Origin of the sequence: Bradyrhizobium sp. (genome assembly GCF_036735945.1) — a bacterium.
Taxonomy (GTDB): Bacteria; Pseudomonadota; Alphaproteobacteria; order Rhizobiales; family Xanthobacteraceae; genus Bradyrhizobium.
The window spans coordinates 78,684-102,094 of the sequence record NZ_DAINNI010000008.1 but is presented as its reverse complement, the minus strand read 5'-3'; the positions used below and the strand labels follow the sequence as shown (position 1 = coordinate 102,094).

At 62.8% G+C, this 23,411-nt stretch carries 21 protein-coding genes and 2 pseudogenes; 14 read left to right on the top strand and 9 right to left on the bottom strand.

Features of this window, described 5'->3' with window-relative positions; translation table 11 throughout:
- Positions 1 to 353: 353 nt before the first annotated feature.
- Positions 354 to 545 carry a hypothetical protein gene (locus V7E26_RS05000; protein WP_324414091.1) on the bottom strand — a complete coding sequence of 64 codons (192 nt, stop codon included), beginning with the start codon at positions 543 to 545 and terminating at the stop codon, positions 354 to 356.
- A 141-nt stretch (positions 546 to 686) separates the two neighbouring features.
- Positions 687 to 881, bottom strand: coding sequence for a hypothetical protein (locus V7E26_RS04995; RefSeq protein WP_324414089.1), 195 nt, complete (start codon positions 879 to 881; stop codon positions 687 to 689).
- Positions 882 to 1,880: 999 nt separating this feature from the next.
- On the opposite strand from V7E26_RS04995, the gene V7E26_RS04990 reads away from it, so the two are divergent.
- Positions 1,881 to 2,804 carry a septal ring lytic transglycosylase RlpA family protein gene (locus V7E26_RS04990; RefSeq protein WP_324414102.1) on the top strand — a complete coding sequence of 308 codons (924 nt, stop codon included), beginning with the start codon at positions 1,881 to 1,883 and terminating at the stop codon, positions 2,802 to 2,804.
- Here V7E26_RS04990 and V7E26_RS30005 read toward each other — a convergent pair.
- Positions 2,801 to 2,974 (bottom strand): annotated as a pseudogene (locus V7E26_RS30005) (alpha/beta fold hydrolase); the annotation flags it as partial. The gene V7E26_RS04990 and the pseudogene V7E26_RS30005 sit on opposite strands and share 4 nt — an antisense overlap.
- 58 nt (positions 2,975 to 3,032) lie before the next feature.
- Positions 3,033 to 3,173, bottom strand: a pseudogene (locus V7E26_RS30000) (alpha/beta fold hydrolase); the annotation flags it as partial.
- Positions 3,174 to 3,341: 168 nt separating this feature from the next.
- On the opposite strand from V7E26_RS30000, the gene V7E26_RS04980 reads away from it, so the two are divergent.
- The 7 genes from V7E26_RS04980 to V7E26_RS04950 all read left to right on the top strand — a co-directional run bounded on the left by V7E26_RS04980 (position 3,342) and on the right by V7E26_RS04950 (position 10,716).
- Positions 3,342 to 4,604, top strand: a complete 1,263-nt coding sequence (locus V7E26_RS04980; protein WP_324414087.1) for a D-alanyl-D-alanine carboxypeptidase family protein — start codon at positions 3,342 to 3,344, stop codon at positions 4,602 to 4,604.
- 2 nt (positions 4,605 to 4,606) lie between these two features.
- Positions 4,607 to 5,293: a dTMP kinase gene (tmk, locus tag V7E26_RS04975; RefSeq protein ID WP_324414085.1), complete on the top strand. Its 687-nt coding sequence runs from the start codon at positions 4,607 to 4,609 to the stop codon at positions 5,291 to 5,293.
- A complete protein-coding gene (locus V7E26_RS04970; protein WP_324414083.1) occupies positions 5,290 to 6,330 on the top strand; it encodes a DNA polymerase III subunit delta' in 1,041 nt (346 codons plus the stop codon). Before tmk ends, V7E26_RS04970 begins: the two co-directional genes overlap by 4 nt.
- Positions 6,331 to 6,383: 53 nt before the next feature.
- Complete coding sequence (metG, locus tag V7E26_RS04965; protein WP_324414081.1) at positions 6,384 to 8,303, top strand: methionine--tRNA ligase; 1,920 nt, start codon at positions 6,384 to 6,386, stop codon at positions 8,301 to 8,303.
- 14 nt (positions 8,304 to 8,317) lie between these two features.
- The gene (locus V7E26_RS04960) at positions 8,318 to 9,109 is read left to right on the top strand and encodes a TatD family hydrolase (protein ID WP_324414079.1); all 792 of its coding nucleotides are present in this window, start codon (positions 8,318 to 8,320) and stop codon (positions 9,107 to 9,109) included.
- Positions 9,106 to 9,903 (top strand): MBL fold metallo-hydrolase, encoded by a 798-nt coding sequence (locus tag V7E26_RS04955; protein ID WP_324414077.1) that lies wholly within the window; start codon positions 9,106 to 9,108, stop codon positions 9,901 to 9,903. Before V7E26_RS04960 ends, V7E26_RS04955 begins: the two co-directional genes overlap by 4 nt.
- Before the next feature lie 192 nt (positions 9,904 to 10,095).
- Entirely contained in the window at positions 10,096 to 10,716 is a 621-nt protein-coding gene (locus tag V7E26_RS04950; RefSeq protein ID WP_324414075.1) for an antibiotic biosynthesis monooxygenase family protein, read from the top strand.
- A gap of 126 nt (positions 10,717 to 10,842) precedes the next feature.
- Here the strand turns inward: V7E26_RS04950 and V7E26_RS04945 are convergent, their stop codons facing one another.
- The 5 genes from V7E26_RS04945 to V7E26_RS04925 form a co-directional block, all read right to left on the bottom strand.
- On the bottom strand, positions 10,843 to 12,492 hold the full coding sequence (locus V7E26_RS04945; RefSeq protein ID WP_324414073.1) for an acyl-CoA synthetase: 1,650 nt from the start codon (positions 12,490 to 12,492) through the stop codon (positions 10,843 to 10,845).
- A 29-nt stretch (positions 12,493 to 12,521) separates the two neighbouring features.
- Entirely contained in the window at positions 12,522 to 14,420 is a 1,899-nt protein-coding gene (locus V7E26_RS04940) for a TRAP transporter large permease (protein ID WP_324414071.1), read from the bottom strand.
- Between the two features lie 75 nt (positions 14,421 to 14,495).
- On the bottom strand, positions 14,496 to 15,515 hold the full coding sequence (locus V7E26_RS04935) for a TRAP transporter substrate-binding protein (RefSeq protein WP_324414069.1): 1,020 nt from the start codon (positions 15,513 to 15,515) through the stop codon (positions 14,496 to 14,498).
- Between the two features lie 561 nt (positions 15,516 to 16,076).
- Positions 16,077 to 16,523: a nucleoside diphosphate kinase regulator gene (gene rnk / locus V7E26_RS04930; protein WP_324414068.1), complete on the bottom strand. Its 447-nt coding sequence runs from the start codon at positions 16,521 to 16,523 to the stop codon at positions 16,077 to 16,079.
- 15 nt (positions 16,524 to 16,538) lie between these two features.
- A complete protein-coding gene (locus V7E26_RS04925; protein WP_324414066.1) occupies positions 16,539 to 17,099 on the bottom strand; it encodes a GreA/GreB family elongation factor in 561 nt (186 codons plus the stop codon).
- A 284-nt stretch (positions 17,100 to 17,383) separates the two neighbouring features.
- On the opposite strand from V7E26_RS04925, the gene V7E26_RS04920 reads away from it, so the two are divergent.
- From V7E26_RS04920 to mnhG, 6 genes are read left to right on the top strand one after another with little or no spacing between them, the layout of a single operon-like run.
- Complete coding sequence (locus V7E26_RS04920; RefSeq protein WP_324414064.1) at positions 17,384 to 20,305, top strand: monovalent cation/H+ antiporter subunit A; 2,922 nt, start codon at positions 17,384 to 17,386, stop codon at positions 20,303 to 20,305.
- Positions 20,305 to 20,646 carry a Na+/H+ antiporter subunit C gene (locus V7E26_RS04915; RefSeq protein ID WP_324414062.1) on the top strand — a complete coding sequence of 114 codons (342 nt, stop codon included), beginning with the start codon at positions 20,305 to 20,307 and terminating at the stop codon, positions 20,644 to 20,646. Before V7E26_RS04920 ends, V7E26_RS04915 begins: the two co-directional genes overlap by 1 nt.
- 17 nt (positions 20,647 to 20,663) lie before the next feature.
- Positions 20,664 to 22,277: a monovalent cation/H+ antiporter subunit D gene (locus V7E26_RS04910; RefSeq protein ID WP_324414101.1), complete on the top strand. Its 1,614-nt coding sequence runs from the start codon at positions 20,664 to 20,666 to the stop codon at positions 22,275 to 22,277.
- Complete coding sequence (locus V7E26_RS04905) at positions 22,274 to 22,762, top strand: Na+/H+ antiporter subunit E (protein ID WP_324414060.1); 489 nt, start codon at positions 22,274 to 22,276, stop codon at positions 22,760 to 22,762. The genes V7E26_RS04910 and V7E26_RS04905 overlap by 4 nt, the downstream gene beginning before the upstream one ends.
- On the top strand, positions 22,759 to 23,040 hold the full coding sequence (locus V7E26_RS04900; RefSeq protein WP_324414058.1) for a K+/H+ antiporter subunit F: 282 nt from the start codon (positions 22,759 to 22,761) through the stop codon (positions 23,038 to 23,040). Before V7E26_RS04905 ends, V7E26_RS04900 begins: the two co-directional genes overlap by 4 nt.
- Positions 23,037 to 23,387 (top strand): monovalent cation/H(+) antiporter subunit G, encoded by a 351-nt coding sequence (mnhG, locus tag V7E26_RS04895; protein WP_324414055.1) that lies wholly within the window; start codon positions 23,037 to 23,039, stop codon positions 23,385 to 23,387. The genes V7E26_RS04900 and mnhG overlap by 4 nt, the downstream gene beginning before the upstream one ends.
- Positions 23,388 to 23,411 lie beyond the last annotated feature (24 nt).

The window sequence follows — 23,411 nt, the reverse complement described above, 5'->3', positions numbered from 1 at the left end:
CCATCCTCGAGTGGCTCGGTATCAAAACGTCAAAACCACTGTGATGAACCACTAGATGGAATGCCGAGCCGGCGCTCGGCTGATCGGACCATCTCTCTCAATCGGCGAATTTCCGTCATCTTTCTGGAAATCTCGGACTCACGCCTAGTCAGATGCTGCTCAAAAGCGAAACGCTCAAACTGCCCCATCTAGAACACTCCGCCAGACGCAATGGCCGGGGATATAGGCCGACCTCTCTGACGGTCCGATGAACAAATTGGTTCGAATTTTAGACAGGGGAAAGGCGCTGGGCGCGCATCGGAGTCACTTTGGTGTCAGCGGGAAAACAGCCGCCCGCCAGCCTGGATGCGAACTCACTGCTCGGTGCTGGTGATGCGGCCTTTGAATTCGAGATCGGCTGATGGCGGCGACGTGCGAGTGACAGCACCATCATCATATCTCGACAACAAGGCGAGGAGACGCCGCTTGATGAACGGGTCCGTCGTACTTTCCGCCAGATCGCGGACGACCTTGGCGCGCTGTCGCTTGAATTCGGCTTCCAACATCGACGATCTTCAATTGCAATTATTTGATGGCTTCATCCTAGCAGAATGGTGTTCGGGACAAACAGGCACGTGCGTTGGGCATGTGGATAACCATGAAAATGCGGTCGCATCACTGCGCCCCAACGCTCGATTCCAGGGTCCCTAGGCGGCTTGAGGATCCCAGGATAACGCCGCGGGCAACGTCGCAGAGAGCTTCTCGACAGAAGAAAGTTCTTCCGAAAGGCGCCGGTCAATAAATTGGCGCTCAAGGTCTGTCAGGTTGGTTTCCAGCAATTGGCGATACCGTTGAATATTGCTGCGGTGTGTTCGCAGCAGCGTGACAGTCTCCTCAAACATCTTGTACTCCGAGACGCGTGTTCAAAATGGATGATGCAAAAGTGGCGCGAGATGCATGCAGCATCCCGGCTGGGTCAAGCACAAATTGGGCCATTGCTTAATGTAGGTGCCTAACGCTTCAGTTTCGCGACAGTGGAAACTCAATCGCGACAGGAAGGCGTTTATATAGGGTATCAGGATACTCCATCTGATATCGCACGACCGTTGCTTCGTGGCTGCAGAGTTAGAGCAGGCGACCCGCGCGCAATGTGGAGCAGGTCACAGATGTCCGGAAAAAAATAACAGGGAGCCGCATCGGCCCTGCTCCAGGGGTGTGGCCTGGCGCGTCTCTAGCCGAATGCCATCGCCAGCAGGCTCGAGCACAGAAGCACGAGGCTGGCTGTCGTCAGGGCAAGAAAACCGCTGGAGACGATGTCGTGGTTGCGCATGATACACCTACCACCAGAGATTCTCGTCCAAATTTATTAAAGCTTTCCGAATCCCTACTGAGCCAAATATTCCAAAGCCCGGCGGTCCCCCGACCGCCAGACGTTCAAAATTCACGCCCTGTAACGATAGCCTTCAAATGCGTGAGCAATAAAAATGCCTGCGCTCACCAGGCCCATCAATGCTGTAACCGTCTCGATCATCGCACAAATCCTTATGCGCCCCTGCATCCACAGAACGACTGCAGGCTTGCACAGTCAAAAAGATTCACGGAAGGATTCGTAGAAGGGGCGTGAGTGATGATTTGCTGCAACAGATTGTCTGAAAGCGGCACAAACAGACGGCATGCTCTGCCGATATCGATAGCGTAGGCCCCCAAATCAACGGATGCGCGCAGCAACCATTCATTCACCACGCAGGGGCAGACATTCACCATGCGCGACCACACCCCATTTCCGCCGTGTTCCGGTTGCGATATCTTCATCACGTGATGCGGAGGGTGGGCCGCATCCTGGGGTTCAGGCCGCAAGCTTCGATATGGGCAGCCGGCCGCTGTAAATGGTAATTGGGGTGATGGGGATTCGACGGCCAAAAACGATTGTTCTGGCAGTTCGCGGGACTGTTGCCGTGGCAACCTGCCTCATCCTCGCCAATTGCGCCTCATCCGAGAAGTTCGCCAAGCGCATCGATCCGAAATATGGCGTCTCCTCCAGCCCTCGCGTGGTGGCGCTGGGCGATCCCGTTCCGAAGGGCGGCGGAACCTACCGGATCGGCAAGCCCTATACCGTCGCAGGCCGGGTCTATGTGCCGGAAGAGGATCCGAACTATCGCGCAGAGGGAATGGCGTCGTGGTACGGCGATGACTTCCATGGCCGGCTGACTGCGAACGGCGAAGTCTTTGACATGGGATCGCTGACGGCGGCCCATCCGACCCTGCCGATCCCGAGCTACGCCCGCGTCACCAATGTCCGGAACGGCAAGTCGCTGATCGTGCGTGTCAACGATCGCGGCCCCTATCACGGCAACCGCCTTATCGATGTCTCCAACAAGGCCGCGGAACTCCTTGAGTTCAAAGCGAACGGTGTCGCCAAGGTCCGGGTTGAATACGTCGGACGGGCGCCGCTGGAAGGTTCTGACGACCGCCAGCTGCTGGCGACGCTGCGAACCGGGGAGCCGGCGCCGTCACCATCCACGGTCAGGATCGCTTCGGCCCATCCGTTTGTTCCTGACATGCCGACCTCCGCGTCCCGAATCCGGGGCGAAGTTCCGCTGCCGGAGGGCAGGCCCTACAGCCTCGGCAATACCTCGGCTGACCACGCCTCGATCAACGCAACCTCGGAAATGTCGGCTTCCAGCCGCTCGCGCGGCCGGCATATGGAAAATCCGCGCGCCGTGTCCTACGAGAACGACGCCAATTATGCCGCTCCCGGTCAGGCCTACGTGCCGGTCGATCCGCGTGGGCCGAGCGAAGTCCTCAGCGGCCGCGGGTTGTATTAGCCTTTGAGGAAGTCGATCAGGGCGGCGTCGACCTCGCCGGGCCGCTCCTGCTGAATCCAGTGACCGGCCCCGTCCAGGATGAGCTTCTGCCGCAGGTTCGGCAGCACGCGCTCCATCTCCTTGACCTGCTTGGCGCCGATCAGCCCGGTGATGACCCCATCCTTCGAGCCCATGCGCGCTGGTCCGTCCGAACCCGCGCATGTCAGGCGCCATGACGTGGAAGCCGGCTTCCGCAATGGCGGGGATCTGGTGCCGCCAGAAGTAGGATAGTTCGGGCCAGCCGTGCCAGAGCACCACCAGCGGACCGCGGCCTTCCTCGACGACGAAGAAGTCGAGCCCGTTGGCGGAAATAGTGCGTGAGGATGGCATCGCGTTTCCGCCCTGTTTTTCGTATCCTGTACGGAAGTTGCCGCATCGCCACGATACGTTCCCTGGATTGATTGGTGCCGCAATCCGGTCGGCACGGCGGCACGTCCAAAACCTGTGTTGTTTGCGATACTTCCAACTGTTAGAACGCGCGGATTCAGGACATTGCCGATGGCTGCAGCGACTTCCGTTCCCCGCACATCCCGCGCCGCGGATCTCATCCCGTGGCGCGGCCTGACGGCGGCCGTCCTGGCGCTCGCGGTCGGCTGGGGCGGGATCGTCTATGCCGCCAACAACAGCGTGCAGGGCGCCCCGAAGAAAGAGGATGGCGGCTTCGACGGCGATGCGCCGACCGCGATCCTGATGGAAGCCTCCAGCGGCAGCGTGCTGTGGGAAAAGAACGCCGACGAATTGCGGGCGCCGTCCAGCATGATGAAGCTGATGACGGTCGAGGTGGTCTTCAACGCCCTCAAGGAAGGCAAGGTCGCGCTGACCGACGAATACCGGATCAGCGAGAACGCCTGGCGCAAGGGCGGCGCGCCGGCCGGCGGCTCCACCATGTTTGCCGTTCTCAACAGCAAGGTGCCGGTCGAGGACCTCTTGAAGGGCGCGATCATCCAGAGCGGCAATGATTCCTGCATTGCGCTCGCCGAAGGCATGGCCGGCAACGAGCGGATCTTTGCCGCCGACTTCATGACCAGGCGCGCCCGCGAACTCGGCCTGACGAAATCGACCTTCGGCAATTCCAACGGTCTGCCTGATCCCGCCAACAAGATGACGGTGCGAGAGCTGGGCAAGCTCGCCCGCCACCTGATCGTGGCCTATCCGGACATGTACAAATTGTTCGGCGAGCGGGAATTCACCTGGAACAAGATCCGGCAGCAGAACCGCAATCCGCTGCTCAACTCGCTCAACGGCGCCGACGGGTTGAAGACCGGCTACACCAAGGAGGGGGGCTACGGCATGGTCGGCTCGGCCGTACAGAACGACACGCGGCTGATCGTCGTGGTCAACGGGCTCGAGGATTCCGACGATCGCGCCTCCGAAGCCAAGAAGATGCTGGAATGGGGTTTTCGCAATTTCGAGACGCGCACCCTGTTCGCAGCCGACCAGCCTGTCGGCTACGCAAAGGTGTTCGGCGGTGAAAGCCGTTCGGTGAAGCTTGCCAGCCCGGTGCCGGTCAAGGTGATGGTGCCGAAGAACGGCAGCGAAAAACTGATCGCGCGGATCGTCTACAGCGGTCCGGTGCGGGCGCCGGTGCAGGCCGGCCAGCCGGTCGGTGTCGTCAGGGTGTGGCGCGGCACCCACGTTGCGGGGGAGACGCCGGTCTTTGCAGCCGAATCGATCGGCACCGGCTCGACAATGCGCCGCGCGCTCGACGGCGCCAGCGAACTTGTCATCGGCATGTTCCGCGCGAGTGCAGAGAAGCTCTGAGCATGAACCAGGCAACGCGGCAGCGGCCATCCGGGCGCGGCAAGTTCATTACCTTTGAGGGTGGTGAGGGCTCCGGCAAGTCCACGCAGATCAAGAAGCTCGCCGAGCGCCTTGCCGCGAAAAAGCTGCGCGCCATCGTTACCCGCGAACCGGGCGGCTCGCCCGGCGCCGAAATCATGCGCCATCTCGTGCTGTCGGGCATGGGCAAGCTGCTTGGGCCCGACGCGGAGACCTTGCTGTTCGCGGCCGCCCGCGACGATCACGTCCGCACGGTGATCCAGCCCGCGCTGAACCAGGGTACCTGGGTGCTGTGCGACCGCTTCTCGGATTCGACCCGCGCCTACCAGGGCCGTCTGGGGAAGGTCGCGCCCGGCGTCCTCAACGCCATGCAGCGCGTCACGATCGGCGATCTCAAGCCGGACCTGACCATCATCCTGGATATCCCCGTGGAGGTCGGCCTGCAGCGGGCCGCGGCCCGCCGCGGCAGCGGGACGCCCGACCGGTTTGAGGCGGAAGATCTGCAGTTTCACAGGGATCTGCGCGATGCCTACCGCCAGATCGCCACGGAGGATCCGCAGCGCTGCGTGCTGATCGACGCCGATGCCGACGCCGATACGGTCGCCACGCGGGTCTGGGACGCATTGCGCGATCATGTACCAACGCTTCGCAGCAAGGCGGGGACGGCATGAGCGCACGCAAGACCGAGCAGGAGGTGGCGGTCAGGCATCCCCGCGAAACGGCCGACCTGTTCGGCCACCGCGAGGCGGAGGCGGCGCTGCTCAACGCCTATCGCAGCGGTCGCATTCCGCACGCCTGGCTGATCGGCGGCCCGCAGGGCATCGGCAAGGCGACGTTGGCCTATCGCATGGCGCGCTTTGTGCTCGCCCATCCGAGGCCCGATGCGCGTTCGGTGCAGCGTGCCGAGACGCTTGCGATCGACCCGAACGATCCCGTCACGCGCCAGATTACGGCCGGCGCGCATGGCGGGCTGCTCGTCCTCGAACGCGGCCTCAACGATCGCGGCGTGATGCGGACGGTGATCACCGTCGACGAGACGCGGGAGACGATTTCGTTCTTCGGCTCGACCGCCGCGGTGGACGGCTGGCGCGTCTGCATCGTCGACACCGTCGATGAGCTCAACCCGAACGCCGCCAATGCGCTGCTCAAGATCCTCGAGGAGCCGCCGCTGCGATCATTGTTCCTGCTGGTCAGCCATTCGCCGGCACGGGCCTTGCCGACTATCCTGTCGCGCTGCCGCAAGCTGCCGCTGCGCCCGCTTGCGACCGACGACGTCATGCGCGCGGCGTCGCGTGCCGCCGACATCGCGCCCGGGGATGCGGCGCTGTCGGAGGCGGCCGATGCCTCGGAGGGAAGCGTGTCGCGCGCGCTGGCGCTGCTCGGCGGCGATGCGCTGAAACTGCAGCAGCGGACCGCGGCGCTGCTGGCGACGCTGCCGCAGGTCGACCCGCGCGAGCTGCACGCGCTTGGCGATGCGCTCGGCACCAGCGACCGCGTAGCGCTGGCCGCCTTCATCGACGGCATCGATCGCTGGATCGGCGAAAAACTGCGCGCCGGCGATGCCAACGCGAATCTGCCCCGCCTTGCACGGCTGGCGGAGGTATGGGAAAAGATCGTCCGCGCCGCGCGCGACACCGAATCCTACAATCTGGAGCGAAAACCACTGGTTTTCTCGGTGTTCGGGATGCTCGCGGAAGCAACGCGGTAACGCGCCGTCCCGACAACAATCTCGGCAATTTTTGATACATAAAGGAATTCGTGGTGGCGAAGGCTGCAAGGAAAGCTTCGAAAAAGCGCAAGGCGAACAAGGTTCGCAAGGCGCCACCCGCGCGCGCCGGCAAGAAGGCGGCGGCGAAGAAGAAGACGGCCAGGACCAGCGCAACCAAAAGCAAACGTTCCGCGAAAAAGGGCGCCAAGGCGTCGAAAAAGCCCGCCGGCAAAGTCGCGAAAAAAGCGCCAAAGAAAACAGCGAAGAAGGCTGCCAGGAAAGCTTCACCGCCTTCCGCCAACAAGGCGCCTGCCGGAAAGGCTGCGCCGAAGCCGCCCAGGAAGGCGGCACCGAAGAAGCGTGCCGTAGCGAGCGAGACGAAGGTCGAGGTGCAGGCGACGCCAGTCCCCGCGGCTGCGCCGACGACGGCTACCGAGCGCAACACCTATTTCATCACCACCGCGATCGCCTATCCCAACGGCCTCCCGCATATCGGCCACGCCTATGAAGCGATCGCGACCGACGCGCTGGCGCGGTTTCAACGGCTCAATGGCAAGGACGTGTTCTTCCTGACCGGCACCGACGAGCACGGCTTGAAGATGGTGCAAACGGCTGAAGCGGAAGGAATGAGCGTTGCCGATCTCGCCGCTCGCAACGCCGACCGGTTCAGGGAGATGGACCAGCGCCTCAACGTCTCGTTCGACCGCTTTATCCGGACCACGGAGCCTGATCATCACCGTTCGGTCCAGGCGGTCTGGAACCGGATGCAGCAGAACGGCGACATCTATATCGACACCTATTCCGGCTGGTACTCGGTGCGCGACGAGGCCTATTACGCCGAGGAGGAGACCGTCCTCGGCGAGGACAATGTGCGCCGCGGCCCGCAGGGTTCGCCGGTCGAGTGGGTCGAGGAGAAGAGCTACTTCTTCCGCCTCTCGGCCTATCAGGACCGCCTGCTGAAGCTCTATGAGAGCCAACCGGATTTCATCGGCCCGGATTCGCGCCGCAACGAAGTCACCAGCTTCGTCAAAAGCGGGCTGAAGGACCTCTCGATCTCGCGCACCACGTTCGACTGGGGCGTGAAGGTGCCGAACGACCCGGACCACGTGATGTATGTCTGGGTCGATGCGCTGACCAACTACATCACCGGCGTCGGCTTTCCGGACGAGAGCAGTCCGAACTGGCGCTACTGGCCGGCGGACGTGCACATCATCGGCAAGGACATCATCCGCTTCCATGCGGTGTACTGGCCGGCTTTCCTGATGTCGGCGGGCATCCCCGTGCAGAAGCGGGTCTATGCGCACGGCTTCCTGTTCAACAGGGGCGAGAAGATGTCGAAGTCGGTCGGCAACGTGGTCGATCCCTTCAACCTGGCCGACCAGTACGGCGTCGACCAGATGCGCTATTTCTTCCTGCGCGAGGTGCCGTTCGGACAGGACGGCAACTACAACCACGAAGCCATCGTCGCGCGCATCAATGCCGACCTTGCCAACGATCTCGGCAATCTGGCGCAACGCTCACTGTCGATGATCGCCAAGCAGCTCGGTGGCGTGCTGCCGGAGCCCGGCGAGTTCTCCGGCAACGACAAGGAGATCCTGGCGGAAGCCGATGCGATGCTGGAGGCGTCGCGGACGGCGATGGCGAGCCAGCAGATCCATCAATGGCTGAACGTGGTCTGGGCCGTGGTGGCGGAAGCCAACCGCTATTTCGCGGGCGAGGCGCCGTGGGCATTGGCCAAAACCGATCCCGACAGGCAGAAAACCGTGCTCTACGTCACCGCCGAAGTGGTGCGCCAGGTCGCGATCCTGACCCAGCCGGTGATGCCGGATGCGTCGAGCAAGCTGCTCGACAGCCTGGGTGTCCCCTCGGATGCCCGGGACTTCACGGCGATCGGCACGCGGATCAAGGCGGGCGCGACGCTGCCCGCGCCGGTCGGCGTATTTCCGCGCTACGTCGAACCAAAGGCGGATTGATCCGTTTGCCAGCCATGCTCGTCGACAGCCACTGCCATCTCGACTTTCCGGACTTCGCCGAGGATCTCGACGCGCTGGTCGCGCGCGCCGAGACCGCGGGCGTCGGCCGAATCGTCACCATCTCGACCCGGGTGAGGCGGCTTGCCGGCCTGCTGGCGATCGCCGAGCGGTTTCCCAACGTCTATTGCTCGGTCGGCACTCATCCGCATCATGCCAATGAGGAAGACGGCATTCCCGCCGGCGAACTGGTCGAGCTGACGAAGCATCCGAAGGTCGTGGCGCTCGGCGAGGCGGGGCTGGATTATTTCTATCAGCACGGCTCGCGCGAGGCGCAGGAGCGCGGCTTTCGCGCTCATATCGCCGCGGCGCGCGAGACTGGGCTGCCGCTGGTGATCCACACCCGCGAAGCCGACGAGGATTGCGGCCGCATTCTCGAAGACGAAGTCGCGAAAGGGCCGTTCCGCGCGGTGCTGCATTGCTACACCGGCGGGCGCGAACTGGCGACGAAGGCGATCGACCTCGGCCTGTCGATCTCGTTCACGGGCATATTGACCTTCAAGAAGTCGGAAGCATTGCGGGAGCTTGCCGCCGAACTGCCGGCCGACCGCATCATGGTCGAAACCGATGCGCCATATCTGGCGCCCGGCAAGTTTCGCGGCAAACGCAATGAGCCGTCCTATGTGGTGGAGGTCGCAAAGGTGCTGGCGGAAACGCGCGGCGTTTCGCTCGAGGAGATGTCGCGGCAGACCACTGAAAATTTCTTCCGCCTGTTCTCGAAAGTTCCGGCACCGAAGGTTACGGCATGACGGTGACGCTGACGATCCTCGGCTGCGGCTCCTCGGCCGGCGTGCCGCGCCCGGCGCTCGGCTGGGGCGCCTGTGACCCGAAGAACCCCAAGAACCGCCGGCGCCGCTGCTCGCTGCTGGTCGAACGCACCGGCGCGCACGGCACCACACGGATCGTGATCGATACGTCGCCAGATCTGCGCGAGCAACTGATCGATGCCGAGGTCGACCATATCGATGCTGTGTATCTGACGCATGAGCACGCCGACCAGACCCACGGCATCGACGACCTCCGTTCGGTCGTGCTGCACCAGCGCCGCCGGATTCCGGTCTATTTCAACCAGTCGACCGCCAAGGACATCATGGCGCGGTTCTCCTACTGCTTCATCGCGCCGGAGGGCAGCGACTACCCGCCGATCCTGGCGCGCCATTCGATCGAGGCGGGCGAGAGCCACACCACCGAAGGGAAGGGCGGTCCGGTCAGGCTCTCCGCCTTCCTGGTCCACCACGGCAAGATACCCGCGCTGGGTTTTCGTGTCGGCAACGCCGCCTACTCGCCCGATCTCCACGACATTCCCGAGGAGAGCTGGCCGGCGCTGGAAAATCTCGACCTCTGGATCGTCGACGGGCTGCGCTATGCCGGCCATCCCAGCCATTTCAGCGTCAACGATGCGTTGGCCTGGATCGAGCGCTTCAAGCCGAAGCGCGCGGTTCTCACCAACATGCATTCCGACCTCGATTACGAGGTATTGCGGCAGAGCCTGCCGGCGGGGGTGATCCCCGCTTATGACGGAATGCGGCTCGAACTCGGCTAGAGGCCGCAGCGAGGAGTGCGCGGCCAAATATGCCATCCTCATCAACTCGCGTTGTAGACTAAATGACACCGCGGCGGGACCTTCCGCAGGACCTCACAGCGGCCTATGAGGGAGACAGGCTGGCGCTTGAGAACCGGATAGAGCAGGTCGGTTGCGCATTGCATCCCGATCGCATGCGGCGGAGGAACGTCGATGATTGGCCTGTTCTTTGAAGTGCAGACGAAGCCCGGGCATCGCGAACAATATCTCGACCTGGCGGCCTCGCTGAAACCCGACCTTGAGGCAATGGGTGGCTGCCTCTTCATCGATCGCTTCAGGAGCCTGACGCGGGAGAACCTGCTGCTCTCCTACCAGATCTGGCAGGACGAGGCCGCTCTGACGGCCTGGCGGGCGCACGCGCGTCACCATGATGTGCAGACCATCGGCCGCGAGAGGGTCTTTTCGGACTACCGTATCCGCGTCGCCCAGCTCATTCACGAAGCAAAGCCGGGACAGCCGGTCTGGCAGCCGGCGCGGCGCACGCCCTACAACGATCCGGCGAGGCGCAAGCCCACCTACATGCTCGCCGCGGAATCCAAACATGCCACGCTTCCGGCGGAGACCGAATGGCTCGGCGAATCGTTCGCCAGCGTCTATCGCGACGGGCACTTTGCGCATCTGGTCGACCTGCCGGACGATCACGCCGGCGTCGAATTCGGCCCCCGCCTGTTTACCGACCCGACGGTCCAGTACTTTCGCGTTTTCGAAGTGATGCGCGACTACGCAATGCACGAGCGAGCTGAAGCGCCGCAGTACTATCCGCCGGTCAGATGAAGGCAGCCGTAGGCCTGTCAGGTCGTCATTGCGAGCGTAGCGAAGCAATCCATCGTGCTGCTGGCGCAAGAGGAGAGATGGATTGCTTCGTCGCTTGCGCTCCTCGCAATGACGGCAATAGGTGGACTACGCCGAGATCGCTTTCGCCGAGTCCACCTGGTTGCGCAGCATGAACTTCTGGATCTTGCCGGTGGAGGTCTTCGGGATCGGACCGAACACGACCGCCTTCGGCGTCTTGAAGCCGGACATGTGACTGCGGCAGAACGCGATGATCTCGGCTTCCGTCGCCTTAGCACCGTCCTTCAACTCGACGAAGGCGCAGGGTACCTCGCCCCATTTGGGATCGGGCTTTGCGACGACGGCCGCGAACAGCACGGCCGGATGCTTGTAGAGGATGTCCTCGACCTCGACAGAGGAGATGTTCTCGCCGCCGGAAATGATGATGTCCTTGGAGCGATCCTTGATGATGACGTAGCCGTGCTCGTCGAGCACGCCGAGATCTCCGGTGTGAAACCAGCCGCCGGCGAAAGCTTCCTCGGTCGCCTTCTCGTTCTTCAGATAGCCCTTCATGACGATATTGCCGCGGAACATCACCTCGCCGATGGTCTCGCCGTCGCGCGGCACTTCCTGCATGGTCGCGGGGTCGAGCACGGTGACGGCTTCTTCCAGCGGGTAGGGGACGCCCTGCCGCCGCTTCAACTGGGCGCGCTGGTCGGCCGGCAGTTCGTCCCAGCCGGGCTGTTCGGCACAGACCGAGGCGGGGCCATAGACTTCGGTCAGGCCGTAAACATGCGTCAGCTTGATGCCGATGCTTTCGGCGCCTTCCAGCACGGCTACCGGCGGCGCCGCGCCGGCGATCAATCCGACCACGGGTCGCGCGGCCTTGCCCTTGGGCGCGTCGGGTGCGTTAATCAGCGTGTTGTACACGATCGGCGCGCCGCACATGTGGGTGACGCCGTGCTTGGGGATCAACTCAAAGATCTTGGCAGGATCGACCTTGCGCAGGCAGACATTGATGCCGGCGGACGCCGCGACCGTCCACGGGAAGCACCAGCCGTTGCAGTGGAACATCGGCAGCGTCCACAGATACACCGGATGCTGGCCGAGATTACCGGCCAGGATGTTGCTGACGGCATTGAGATAGGCGCCACGGTGATGGGTGACGACGCCCTTTGGATTGCCCGTGGTGCCTGAAGTGTAGCTCAACGCGATGGCGTCCCATTCGTCACCGGGAAGTCTTGCGATGAATCCCGGATCGCCTGCGGCGACGGCAGCCTCATATTCGATTTCGCCGATGCGCTTGCCGCCGGAAAACGCTGCGTCATCAACATCGACGACGAAAGGCTTCGACCCTTTCATCAGCGTCAACGCCTCGGCGATCACCGCGGAGAATTCGGGATCGACCAGGATGATCTTTGCGCCGCCATGGTCGAGCTGGAACGCGATCGAGGGCGCATCGAGGCGAATGTTCAGCGCGTTCAGCACGGCACCCGCCATCGGAACCGCGAAGTGCACTTCGTTCATGGCAGGAATGTTCGGCAGCATCGCCGCCACCGTGTCGCCGGTTCCGATGCCGCGGCCGGCGAGCCAGGACGCAAAGCGCCGGCAACGCGCATGGGTCTCGGCCCAGGTGAAGCTGCGGCCTTCATAGACCGTGCTGACATGATCCGGATAGACGGCAGCGCTGCGCGCAAGGAAGCTCAGCGGCGTCAGCGGCACGTAGTTCGCCGGCGTCTTGTCCAATCCGATCGAATACTGGTTCTGGGCTGCGCTCATCGGCTTTGTCCCACCTGAAATGTCTTACGCTACAGGAACCCGATGGAAATCCACGGGAAGATCGCCACGATGATCAGGCCGACCATCAGCGCCATCAGGTAGCCCCAGATCGGTCGGATACCCTCCGCCGGATCGACGCGTCCGATGGCGCAGGCCGCATAATAGCCCACTCCGAAGGGAGGTGCGAATAGTCCGATGCCCATCGCGAGGATGACGATCATCGCATAATGGACCTCGTGGACGCCGACCGCGCGGGCGATCGGAAACAGCAGCGGCCCGAACAGCACGATCGCCGGGATACCCTCGAGCACGCTGCCCAGAATCACGAAGGCCACGATCGACACCGCAATGAACGTCGCCGAGCCGCCGGGCAGGCCGGTCATGGCCGCCGCCAGCGTCCGCGAGAAGCCTGACTGGGTGAGCCCCCAGGCCATGCCGGTGGCGCAGCCGATGATCAGCAGGATCGCGCCCGACAGGCAGGCGGTCTCGACCAGCATCGGCATGATCCGCCGCCAATCGAAATTGCGGTAGATCAGCAGGCCATAAATCAGATAGCCGACGACGAAGGCATACACGATGCCGATGGTGGAGACCTCGGTCGCGGTGGCGATGCCTTCGACCACGGCGTAGCGGATCACGAAGGGGAGCGCGATCGCGGGCAGGGCGATGGCGAAGGCGCGGGCGATCTCTCCGCCGCTCGCCCGCGTAACATGCCTGAGATCCTCGTGCCGGTAACGCCACCACACCAGCGCCGACAGGGTGATCGCCAGCACCAGGCCCGGCAGCAGGCCGCCGGTGAACAGCGCCGCGATCGAGACGCCGGTGACCGAACCAATGGTGATCAGCACCAAGCTCGGCGGAATGGTTTCGGTCTGCGCGCCGGTGGCGGAGAGCAGGGCGACCAGATCGCCCGGCTTGGCGCCCCGCGCCTTCATTTCCGGAAACAGCACCGGCGCCACCGCGGCCATATCGGCGGCCTTCGAGCCCGAGATGCCCGATACCAGATACATCGCGCCGACCAGCACGTAATGCAGGCCGCCGCGGACGTGGCCGAGCAGGCTGGCCAGGAATGCCACCATGGCGCGCGCCATGCCGGTCATTTCGATCAGAAGACCGAGGAAAACGAACAGCGGCACCGACAGCAGGATGAGGTGGCTCATGCCCTCGTCCATGCGTCCGACCAGCACCATCAGCGGCGTGCCCGTCGTCAGCGCCAGGTAGCCGTAGGTCGCAAGCCCGAAGCCGAACGCGATTGGCACGCCGGCGAACACGCAGAAGCCGGCCACGCCGACGAAGAAGATGATCAGGTTGAGATTGCCGAGTGGCTTGAGCGCGCCCCTGAGCAGCCAGAATATCCCGATGATGAGCACGACCGAAAGAACCGCTGAGATCATCGTGCGCCAGTTGCCCGAACGGGCAAGCCGCATGAAAGCAAACAGCGCCATCAGCGCGATGCCGACCGGCAGCGCCGCCGCCCGCCAGATATTGCTGATCTGCAGCGCCGGCGTCGTGATGTAGCTTTCCTCGTAGGCGTATTCGTAGGCCGGCCAGGCGATCAGGATCAGGAACGCCAGCGCAGCCGCGGTGGCCACCAGATCGAGATAGGCGCGCATGGCGGGCCTGGCGCTGGCGACAATAGCCGTCATCCGCATGTGCTCGGCGCGGCGGAATGCGACCGCAGCGCCCAGCATGGCGAGCCACAGAAACAGGATCGACGCCAGTTCGTCCGACCAGATCAGCGGCTGGTGCAGCGCGTAGCGCGCCACCACGCCGGCAAACAGGATGACGATCTCGGCTACCACGAGCAGTGCCGCCGGTATCTCGACCAGCGTTCCCAGCGCATGTTCGATCGATGACAAGAGCTGGCGGCGGCGAGGGGACTGCCCTACCTCGCCGCCAACGCCCTCACTCAATCCGGCATGAGCCATGATGGCCGCCCGCACCCTTGTTTCGAAGCGTTTTCACGCGAAGCGGCAACCACTTCGCGTGAAGACTTGAGGCTATTACGACAGCTTGCCGACGGACTTTTCGAGCAAGTCCCAGGCCTGGTCGCCGTATTTACCTTTCCATTCCGAATAGAAGCCGGCGGAACGCAGCTTGTCACGGAAGGGCGTCACGACAGGCTGGTTGAAGGTCAGGCCCTTGCCCGCCAGTTCCTGCTGCAAGCCGGCATTCAGCTTGGCGACATCATCGCGCTCCTTGACGGCCGCCGCGTTGATGTTTTTGGCGACGATCGTCCTGACATCCTCGGGCAGCTTTTCCCAGGCGCGGCGGTTCGCCAGGAACCAGAAGCCGTCCCACATGTGGTTGGTCAGCGAGCAGAATTTCTGCACTTCATAGAGCTTGGCCGTGGAGATGATCGCGAGCGGGTTTTCCTGGCCCTCGACGATCTTGGTCTGCAGCGCGGAGTAAACCTCGCTGAAATTGATCGAGGCGGGCGCGGCATCGAACGCCTTGAACATGGAGGTCCAGAGCGGCGAAACCGGAACCCGGATCTTGAAGCCCTTGAAGTCATCGGGGCCGTTGATCGGCTTGGTCGACGACGTCGTCTGGCGGAAGCCGTTGTCCCAGATTTTATCCATCACCACGAGGTTTGCCTTGGTGATCTCACCCCGGATATGAGCGCCCAGGCCCCCGTCCATGGCCTTCCAGACCGTGTCGTAGTCCGGGAACGCAAAGCCGATGCCACTGATCGATGCCGCCGGCACCAGCGTTGCTAGGATGAGCCCTGAGAGCGTGAAAAAGTCGATGCCGCCGGACCTGATCTGGCTCAGCATGTCGGTATCGGAACCAAGCTGGTTGTTCGGGAAAATCTGGAGGTCAAACCGGCCATTGGTCTCGGCCTTGATCGCCGCCGCCATTTCCTTCGCACGGGCGTTCATGGGATGCCCGTCAGGAAGATTATTGGCGTACTTGTAGGTAAATTCGGCGGTCTGGGCCCGTGCCACCAATGGCGCGCCAATGCCGCCCAAAACCGCTGACGCAGCGGAAGCCTTAAGTAGCGCGCGTCGTGAAAAACTCATCTCTGTGCCTCCCTTGAGGGTTCTTGTTCTTGCGACGACCCAGTGCAGCGAGTCATCAGCGATGACGCGCTTATTGCAGCGTCCGCAGGCGGCGGCAACAGAGCGTTTGGCGGATCAGGATTGCCAGGGTCAAATCAAGCGTCTCAGAAGCCGCCTGGCTGGCTTGGCGTGCGAAAATATCCGGCTAAATATCTGATCTAATTGGAGCTCTTTATATTCCATAATATACCTTATGCGAATTACAACTATCTGGCTGCGGATTATGGAGGTTTGCACCTCGCCGCTCGACTAGACCAACCCGCAGGACGCGCAATGCGGCACAGCGAAGCCCGAGACGTCCATGTGGTCGAGCTCTGCTTGAAAGTCGGCCCGGCGCTGGACAGCCGAGCAAGGTCATGCAGCGGACCAGGTCGAGGCGCCCGTGAATGTCCATCACCGCCCTGCTTCCCAGCACGGCCTGATGCAGCCGCCGGGCAACTGGACGATCAGATGATTAGCTGCGCAACATAAACCAGGCCAATCAACCCTATCGTGGTGCAAATCACGATCAGCATGACCTGTTCAGACAGACTTTCGCGCATGGTGATGGACTTTCTCTTCCCGCGGCGAAACGCGGAGAACGGTCAGTTTTCGCGTTACGTGACCTGGCGTCTGGAATTCGATCGCCTGTCCGACCGACATGCCGATCAGCGCCGCGCCGACTGGCGTAAGAACAGAGATCCGCCGGTGCGAGATGTCGGCTTCGTGCGGATACACCAACACCAAATCCCGGACCTCGTCGGTCTTCTCGTCGCGATAGCTGACCTGGGATCCCATTCGAACCACACTTGGCAAATCGCTATCATCTTGCATCACGCTGGCGCGGTCCAACTCGCGCATCAGGAAGGTCGCAACGCGCGGGAACACGTCCATGCTGGAGTTTGCAAGCGTTCTTAATCGGCGCATCTCGTCGCCTCTGACGTGAATCGGCGGCAGTTCGGGTTCAGTCCTGCGCGTATTCGGGCTCATGGCAGTCTCCCTGGATCAGGCGGCGGTGGGCCCTGGATCGTCATCGACGGGGTCGTTGTCGGCGAACACGGGAGCGCGAATCAGCGGCACGACATTGGACTCGGATTCCGAGACGCTTTCGATCCTGACCACGTTCATGCAGCCCGCTACGAAGTATGGCATCTGGTCGCCGACATGAAGTCCAATCAATGCAGCCCCCAACGGCGACAGGACGGATATCCGGGCAAGGTCGGACGTGCAGTCCTCGGGCCAAACTAGCTGCACCGTTTTTCGCGGCATGCCCCAATTCGTCCAGTACGTGATCCACGATCCGATCGTCACGATCGATCTGATATCGCAGGCATCGCCCGGAATAATCTCCGCGCGGTTGATCTCGCCCATCAGAAACATCGCACTGATGTCTCCTCGTTGCGCGGCAACGCGCGCGAGTTGCTCAAGACGAGGATAGTCGGACGCCGAAAGGGCAATCTTGGGAAGAGGCAGCACAGCGCACTCCTTCTGCTCAAGGCAGGTCGGGCTCCTGCACGGGAAGCCAAAAACCGAACTGTTGTTGAGACGAAAGCCCGGACGGCGCAATCGGCCGTCCGGCTAAACGCGTGCTTGCAAGCGGCCAGCGTGTGGACAGAGCCGGGCTATGCGCGGATCGATGTCAAAGAAATGCGTCATGCCATCCAACATAGTCCCAGTTCGCGTCGCCAACATTGCGGCGAAAGCGCGCACTTTTCCATCGTTCACCGCGCCTGTCCGCCTGCGTTCATGGTCGTAGCGGCGAGTTGATTTGACGCCAAAGTGAGCCGCAGTTCTGCGGATGACCGGAACAAATTCTTCCGGAGCCTCCCAGTTAGGGGTAATGAACGCAAATGCTCCTTCTTGCCGTTCTCGTCCTTCCTTTCGCTGGAAGCTGTATCGCCGCCGTCCTGCCGGTCAATGCCCGCAACGCCGAGGCATGGCTCGCCGGCTCGATCGCTCTTGTTGCTTTCAGCCTCATGGCTGCCGCCTACCCGAACGTGGACAATGGTGGCGTGATCCAATTGAGAGCGGAGTGGATCGCGGATCTTGGCCTCGAGTTCGTGTTGAGAGCAGATGGATTCGCATGGGCCTTCGCCATGCTGATCACGGGGATCGGCTTTCTGGTGGTGCTGTATGCCCGCTACTACATGTCCCCCAGCGATCCCGTTCCGCGCTTCTTCTCGTTCCTGCTCGCGTTCATGGGAGCGATGCTAGGCATCGTGCTCTCCGGCAACCTGCTCCAGCTTGTCTTCTTTTGGGAGTTGACGAGCCTGTTTTCGTTCCTGCTGATCGGCTATTGGCATCACAACGCGAACGCGCGCGACGGCGCGCGAATGGCCCTGATCGTCACGTCTGCCGGCGGCCTTTGCCTCTTCGCCGGCGTGCTGGTGATTGGACAAATTGTCGGCAGCTACGACCTCGAGCGGGTGCTGGCGTCCGGTAACGCGATCCGCTCGCACGCGCTTTATCTTCCAGCGTTGATCCTGATTCTACTCGCCGCTTTCACGAAGAGCGCCCAGTTTCCATTTCATTTCTGGCTGCCCCACGCGATGGCCGCTCCAACGCCGGTCTCGGCGTATCTCCATTCAGCAACGATGGTGAAAGCCGGCGTATTCCTTCTGGTGCGGCTCTGGCCTGCGCTGGGCGGAACGAATGAATGGCTGTGGCTGGTGGGATCGGTCGGCTTGATCACGTTCTTCCTGGGCGCGTTTCTCGCGGTGTTCCAGCAGGATCTCAAGGGACTGCTGGCCTACTCGACGATCAGCCACCTCGGGCTGATCACGCTCTTGACCGGACTCGATACCCCCTTCGGGCAGATCGCTGCGATCTTCCATATCATGAACCATGCCACCTTCAAGGCGTCGCTGTTCATGGCGGCAGGCATCATCGATCACGAAACCGGCACGCGCGACATTCGTCGCCTCAGCGGCCTGTGGGCCTTCATGCCGATCACGGCGACGCTGGCGATGGTGGCCGCCGCAGCGATGGCTGGGGTGCCCTTGATGAACGGCTTCCTCTCGAAGGAGATGTTTTTCGCCGAGACGATCGAGATCCATGACAACTCGCTCGTCGATCAGGCGCTTCCGTACATCGTTACCCTCGCCAGCACATTCACCGTTGCCTATTCGCTGCGTTTCATTCGCGACGTGTTCTTCGGCCCGGCTCCGACCGACCTGCCTCGCATTCCACATGAGCCGCCGCTGCTGATGCGACTTCCAGCCGAGCTTCTCGTGCTGGCATGCCTCGTCGTTGGCATCGCGCCGGCTTGGACCGTGGCGCCGATCCTCGATACGGCCGCCCGATCCGTTCTCGGCTCGGCGATGCCGGAATACAGCCTTGCCCTCTGGCACGGCTTTACCCCCGCACTCCTGATGAGCATCGTCGCGATGGCCGGCGGCCTCGCCGTTTACGTGGTGCTGCGCCCCTATCTGCTCACCCATGAGGGGCCGCCGCTGCTGCACCGTATCAATGGCAAGCGGATCTTCGACTGGGTGCTCGTGACGTTATCCTGGCGGCTTGCACGATGGCTCGAGGGCAATTTGGGGACAAGGCATCTGCAGCCGCAGTTGCGGCTCCTGGCCGGGGCGGCGTTCGTCGCCGCCCTGGTGCCGGTTTATGCACGCGGAATCCTGGTCGGGGGTTCGTCCCGGGCCGAACTCGACCTCGCCTTTGGACTGCTCTGGGCGGTCGGGATTGCTTGCGCGCTGGGCGCCGCCCTCCAGGCCAAATTTCACCGCGTGGCTGCGCTGATACTGCTCGGGGGCGCCGGCGTCGTCACCTGCGTCAGCTTCGTCTGGCTGTCCGCGCCCGATCTCGCCCTGACGCAGATCGTCGTCGAGACCGTCACGACAGTGCTCCTGCTGCTCGGCTTGCGATGGCTGCCGAAGCGCGTCGCGGAAACCCGCCCAGGCGTCGCCGTCGGCAGGATCCGATGGCACCGCGTTCGCGACTTTACCATAGCGCTCGTCGCGGGGGTCGGGTTGGCGACCCTCGCATTGGCGGTGATGCAGCGCCCTGCCGCCGACAGCATTTCGCGGTATTTCGTCGAGAACGCCTACACCTTGGGCGGCGGCACGAATGTGGTGAACGTCATCCTCGTGGATTTCCGCGGCTTCGATACGCTGGGCGAGATCACCGTGCTCGCGGTCGTTGCACTGACGGTCTACGCGCTGCTGCGCCGCTTCCGTCCGGCGCCGGAAAGCATTCCGGTTCCCGAACAGCAGCATGCCCAGGACGTCTATGACCACACGCATCCCGATCGTCAGAAGGGCGACACCGTGAAGGATACGATAGCTACTGCGGCGCTGATGATGGGGCTGCTGTTTCCGGTGATCGGCGTCGTGGCGATCTTCCTGCTGTTGCGCGGGCACGACCTTCCGGGCGGAGGCTTCGTCGCCGGCATCACCATGGCGTCCGCATTCATCCTGCAGTACATCGCTCGCGGCACGACATGGGTGGAGGCGCGTCTCCACGTCATGCCGGTGCGCTGGATGGGCTTTGGGCTCCTGCTGGGAGGCGGTACGGGAACTGCCGCCTGGGTTTTCGGACGCCCGTTCCTGACCTCGTACTTTGCCTACACCGAACTGCCTCTGATCGGACGCGTTCCGACGGCCAGCGCCCTCCTCTTCGATATCGGCGTCTTCTCGCTCGTTGTCGGGGCAACGGTGCTGATGCTGATTGCGATCGCGCATCAATCCCTGCGGCGTTACGGTGTCCCGCACCAGAGAGGGCAGCGCGCATCCGTGGACCGGCCGAAAGAGGAGGTAGCGTGATGGAGCTCGTCCTGGCGGTCGGCATAGGTGCGCTTGCGGGTTCCGGTGTGTGGTTGATCCTGCGGCCGCGCACATTTCAGGTGATCATCGGGCTGTCGCTGCTCTCCTACGCGGTCAATCTCTTCATCGTAGCCATGGGGCGGTTGCGAACGGGAGCACCGGTGCTCATTGCACCGGGAACCGGAGATGCAGCGCAATATGCCGATCCGCTCCCGCATGCGCTCGTCCTGACCGCGATCGTCATCAGCTTCGCCACGACGGCCCTCTTCCTGGTTGTTCTCCTTGCATCGCGGGGCCTGGCGGGGACTGACCATGTGGATGGCCAGGAGCCGGACGCGTGATCGGCGTTGCAAACCTGATGATCGCACCGATCGTCCTGCCCCTGCTGGCCGGTGCGGGCATGCTGCTCCTCAGCGGAGAGCGCCAGCGCAGCATCATGGCTGCCGTCAATGTTGCCGTGACCTTTGCACTCGTTTGCATCGCGATCGCGTTGCTTGGAATGTCGGATGCAAGTCAGACCGGGATCAGCCAGGTCTATCGCCTCGGCGATTGGCCCGCGCCGTTTGGAATTGTGCTCGTTCTGGATCGCCTCTCCGCCCTTATGCTGCTCCTGACGAGCATCCTGGCCCTGGCTGCCGTGGTGTTCTCGCTCGCCCGCTGGCATCGCGCCGGCGCGCATTTCCATCCCCTCTTCCAGTTCCTGCTGATGGGCCTCAACGGCGCTTTCCTGACCGGCGATCTCTTCAACCTGTTTGTTTTTTTCGAATTGTTGCTGGCGGCGTCATACGGCCTTCTGCTGCATGGCTCCGGCCTTGCGCGGGTCAAGGCCGGGTTGCAGTACATCGTGGTGAACCTGGTGGCATCGCTGCTGTTCCTGATCGGCGTCAGTCTGATCTACGGCGTTACCGGGACCCTCAATATGGCGGATCTTGCGGCGCGGATACCGACCATCGCCGCGGAGAACCGCGGCTTGCTCGAGGCAGGCGCAGGCATTCTGGCGATGGCGTTCCTGCTCAAGGCCGGAATGTGGCCCCTGTGCTTCTGGCTGCCCACGACGTACGCAGCGGCGTGTCCTCCCGTAGCCTCGATCTTCGCGATCATGACAAAGGTCGGCGTCTATATCGTGTTGCGACTATCGCTATTGCTTTTTGGCGACGGCGCGGGCGCATCGGCGGGCTTCGGCAGCAGCTGGCTGTTGCTGGGTGGATTGGCGACGATCATATTCGGCGCAATCGGAACCCTGGCATCGCAGGATACGGCTCGCCTCGCCGCTTTCTCCGTACTCGTGTCCTCCGGAACGGTGCTGGCCGCCACCGGCATGGAACAAGCCGATGTCACCGGCGGCGCGCTCTTTTACCTGGTCAGTTCGACGCTCGGCATAAGCGCGTTCTTCCTGCTGGTCGAACTGATCGAGCGCGGGCGCGAACCCGGAGCCGACATGATCGCCGTGACCCGGGAGGCTTACGGAGAAGGTGATGATGACGATGAGACGGAGGAAGAGAAAGACGAGGTCGGCATGGCCATCGTCGCCACGATGGGGCTGCTCGGCGTCGCGTTCATCGGATGCGCGCTCGTCGTCGCCGGACTGCCGCCATTGTCCGGGTTCATCGCCAAATTCGCGCTCCTCACCGCCGCCCTTCGTCCCTCCGAAGTGCACGGCTCCATCCCCGGCGGCGGATGGGCTCTCCTCGTGGTGCTGATCCTGTCCGGCTTCACGACGCTGATCGCGATGACGCGAGCGGGCATCCGCTCCTTCTGGGCCGCACCGGATCGCACCGTGCCGCGCGTGCGCGTCATCGAGATGGCGCCGGTCATGTTCCTCCTGCTCGCTTGCGCGGCCCAAACCGTCCAAGCCGGGCCGGTCATGCGGTTCATGCAGGCCACGGCGCAATCGCTTCACGCGTCGGGCGGCTACGTCCGCGGCGTCCTGGAGACCGGCGAGCAGGGCAACCGAAAGGCAGGCGGCATATGACACGGCTGCTACCTTTTCCGTTCCTGAGCTTCGGCCTGCTGGTGCTCTGGCTACTGCTCAATCAAACAATTTCATTGGGGCAGTTGCTCATCGGTTGCGTGATGGCGCTGGCCGGCGGCTGGATCCTGACCGCCCTGCAGTTGCCAGGAACGCGCGTTCGCCGGCCGGCTGTCGTCGTCCGATTGGTGGGCCTGGTAACCGTGGATATCATCCGTTCGAACATCGCGGTCGGCCGGATCATTCTTGGCCTCGGAAGGCGAGAGCGAACGCCCGGATTCGTGAACATCCCGCTCGAACTCCGCAATCCCTACGGGCTGGCCGTACTGGCGTGTATCATCACTTCGACTCCGGGCACCCTGTGGGTGAACTTCGACAGGCAGAAGGGCATGTTGATGATCCATGTACTCGACCTGATCGATGCAGACGAATGGATCCGCACGGTCAAGGGCCGCTACGAACGTCGTCTGCAGGAGATATTCGAATGAACGCGCTCGTGCTGACATACTCGCTTGCGGTGGCGCAGATACTTCTTGCGACGGCCATGGGCTGCGCCGCTTTCCGAATCTTTCGGGGTCCGAGGGCGCAGGACCGCGTACTGGGCTTCGACACCATGTACGTAAACGCGATGCTGTTGCTGCTGACGTTCGGCATCCGATCAGGCAACACGCTCTATTTCGAAGCGGCCCTGGCGATGGCCCTGTTAGGTTTTATCGGCACCGTCGCGCTGGCCAAGTTTCTGCTGCGTGGCGAGGTGATCGAATGAACGGTATCGAACAAGTGCCGGCCTGGGCTGCCGTTCTCGCAGCGGCTCTGGTTCTAATGGGCGCCGCGGTCACGCTGGTCGGCTCCCTCGGCCTGCTGCGGCTCGGCACCTTCTACGAGCGGGTTCACGCTCCGACGCTCGGGACAACGCTCGGCACCGTGTTCGTCGCGCTTGCTTCGATCGTTTACTTTTCAGTCCTCCAGAGCCGGGCGGTACTGCACGAAATCCTGATTGTTGGTTTGGTCGCCGTGACGACGCCTATCGCTCTGACGGTATTGGTCGGCGCCGCCCGGTTCCGCGACACGGCCGAAAACGCGACCGACGTTCTCGAACGTGAGATCGAATAGGCGACGGATCACGCTGCTCGCCAC

What these genes read in the sequence shown, in the direction of transcription:
- V7E26_RS05000 (WP_324414091.1), bottom strand. Translation starts at nt 545, where the DNA reads ATGTTGGAAGCCGAATTCAAGCGACAGCGCGCCAAGGTCGTCCGCGAT.
- V7E26_RS04995 (WP_324414089.1), bottom strand. Translation starts at nt 881, where the DNA reads ATGTTTGAGGAGACTGTCACGCTGCTGCGAACACACCGCAGCAATATT.
- V7E26_RS04990 (WP_324414102.1), top strand. Translation starts at nt 1,881, where the DNA reads ATGGGGATTCGACGGCCAAAAACGATTGTTCTGGCAGTTCGCGGGACT.
- V7E26_RS04980 (WP_324414087.1), top strand. Translation starts at nt 3,342, where the DNA reads ATGGCTGCAGCGACTTCCGTTCCCCGCACATCCCGCGCCGCGGATCTC.
- tmk (WP_324414085.1), top strand. Translation starts at nt 4,607, where the DNA reads ATGAACCAGGCAACGCGGCAGCGGCCATCCGGGCGCGGCAAGTTCATT.
- V7E26_RS04970 (WP_324414083.1), top strand. Translation starts at nt 5,290, where the DNA reads ATGAGCGCACGCAAGACCGAGCAGGAGGTGGCGGTCAGGCATCCCCGC.
- V7E26_RS04960 (WP_324414079.1), top strand. Translation starts at nt 8,318, where the DNA reads ATGCTCGTCGACAGCCACTGCCATCTCGACTTTCCGGACTTCGCCGAG.
- V7E26_RS04955 (WP_324414077.1), top strand. Translation starts at nt 9,106, where the DNA reads ATGACGGTGACGCTGACGATCCTCGGCTGCGGCTCCTCGGCCGGCGTG.
- V7E26_RS04950 (WP_324414075.1), top strand. Translation starts at nt 10,096, where the DNA reads ATGATTGGCCTGTTCTTTGAAGTGCAGACGAAGCCCGGGCATCGCGAA.
- V7E26_RS04945 (WP_324414073.1), bottom strand. Translation starts at nt 12,492, where the DNA reads ATGAGCGCAGCCCAGAACCAGTATTCGATCGGATTGGACAAGACGCCG.
- V7E26_RS04940 (WP_324414071.1), bottom strand. Translation starts at nt 14,420, where the DNA reads ATGGCTCATGCCGGATTGAGTGAGGGCGTTGGCGGCGAGGTAGGGCAG.
- V7E26_RS04935 (WP_324414069.1), bottom strand. Translation starts at nt 15,515, where the DNA reads ATGAGTTTTTCACGACGCGCGCTACTTAAGGCTTCCGCTGCGTCAGCG.
- rnk (WP_324414068.1), bottom strand. Translation starts at nt 16,523, where the DNA reads ATGAGCCCGAATACGCGCAGGACTGAACCCGAACTGCCGCCGATTCAC.
- V7E26_RS04920 (WP_324414064.1), top strand. Translation starts at nt 17,384, where the DNA reads ATGCTCCTTCTTGCCGTTCTCGTCCTTCCTTTCGCTGGAAGCTGTATC.
- V7E26_RS04915 (WP_324414062.1), top strand. Translation starts at nt 20,305, where the DNA reads ATGGAGCTCGTCCTGGCGGTCGGCATAGGTGCGCTTGCGGGTTCCGGT.
- V7E26_RS04910 (WP_324414101.1), top strand. Translation starts at nt 20,664, where the DNA reads ATGATCGCACCGATCGTCCTGCCCCTGCTGGCCGGTGCGGGCATGCTG.
- V7E26_RS04905 (WP_324414060.1), top strand. Translation starts at nt 22,274, where the DNA reads ATGACACGGCTGCTACCTTTTCCGTTCCTGAGCTTCGGCCTGCTGGTG.
- V7E26_RS04900 (WP_324414058.1), top strand. Translation starts at nt 22,759, where the DNA reads ATGAACGCGCTCGTGCTGACATACTCGCTTGCGGTGGCGCAGATACTT.
- mnhG (WP_324414055.1), top strand. Translation starts at nt 23,037, where the DNA reads ATGAACGGTATCGAACAAGTGCCGGCCTGGGCTGCCGTTCTCGCAGCG.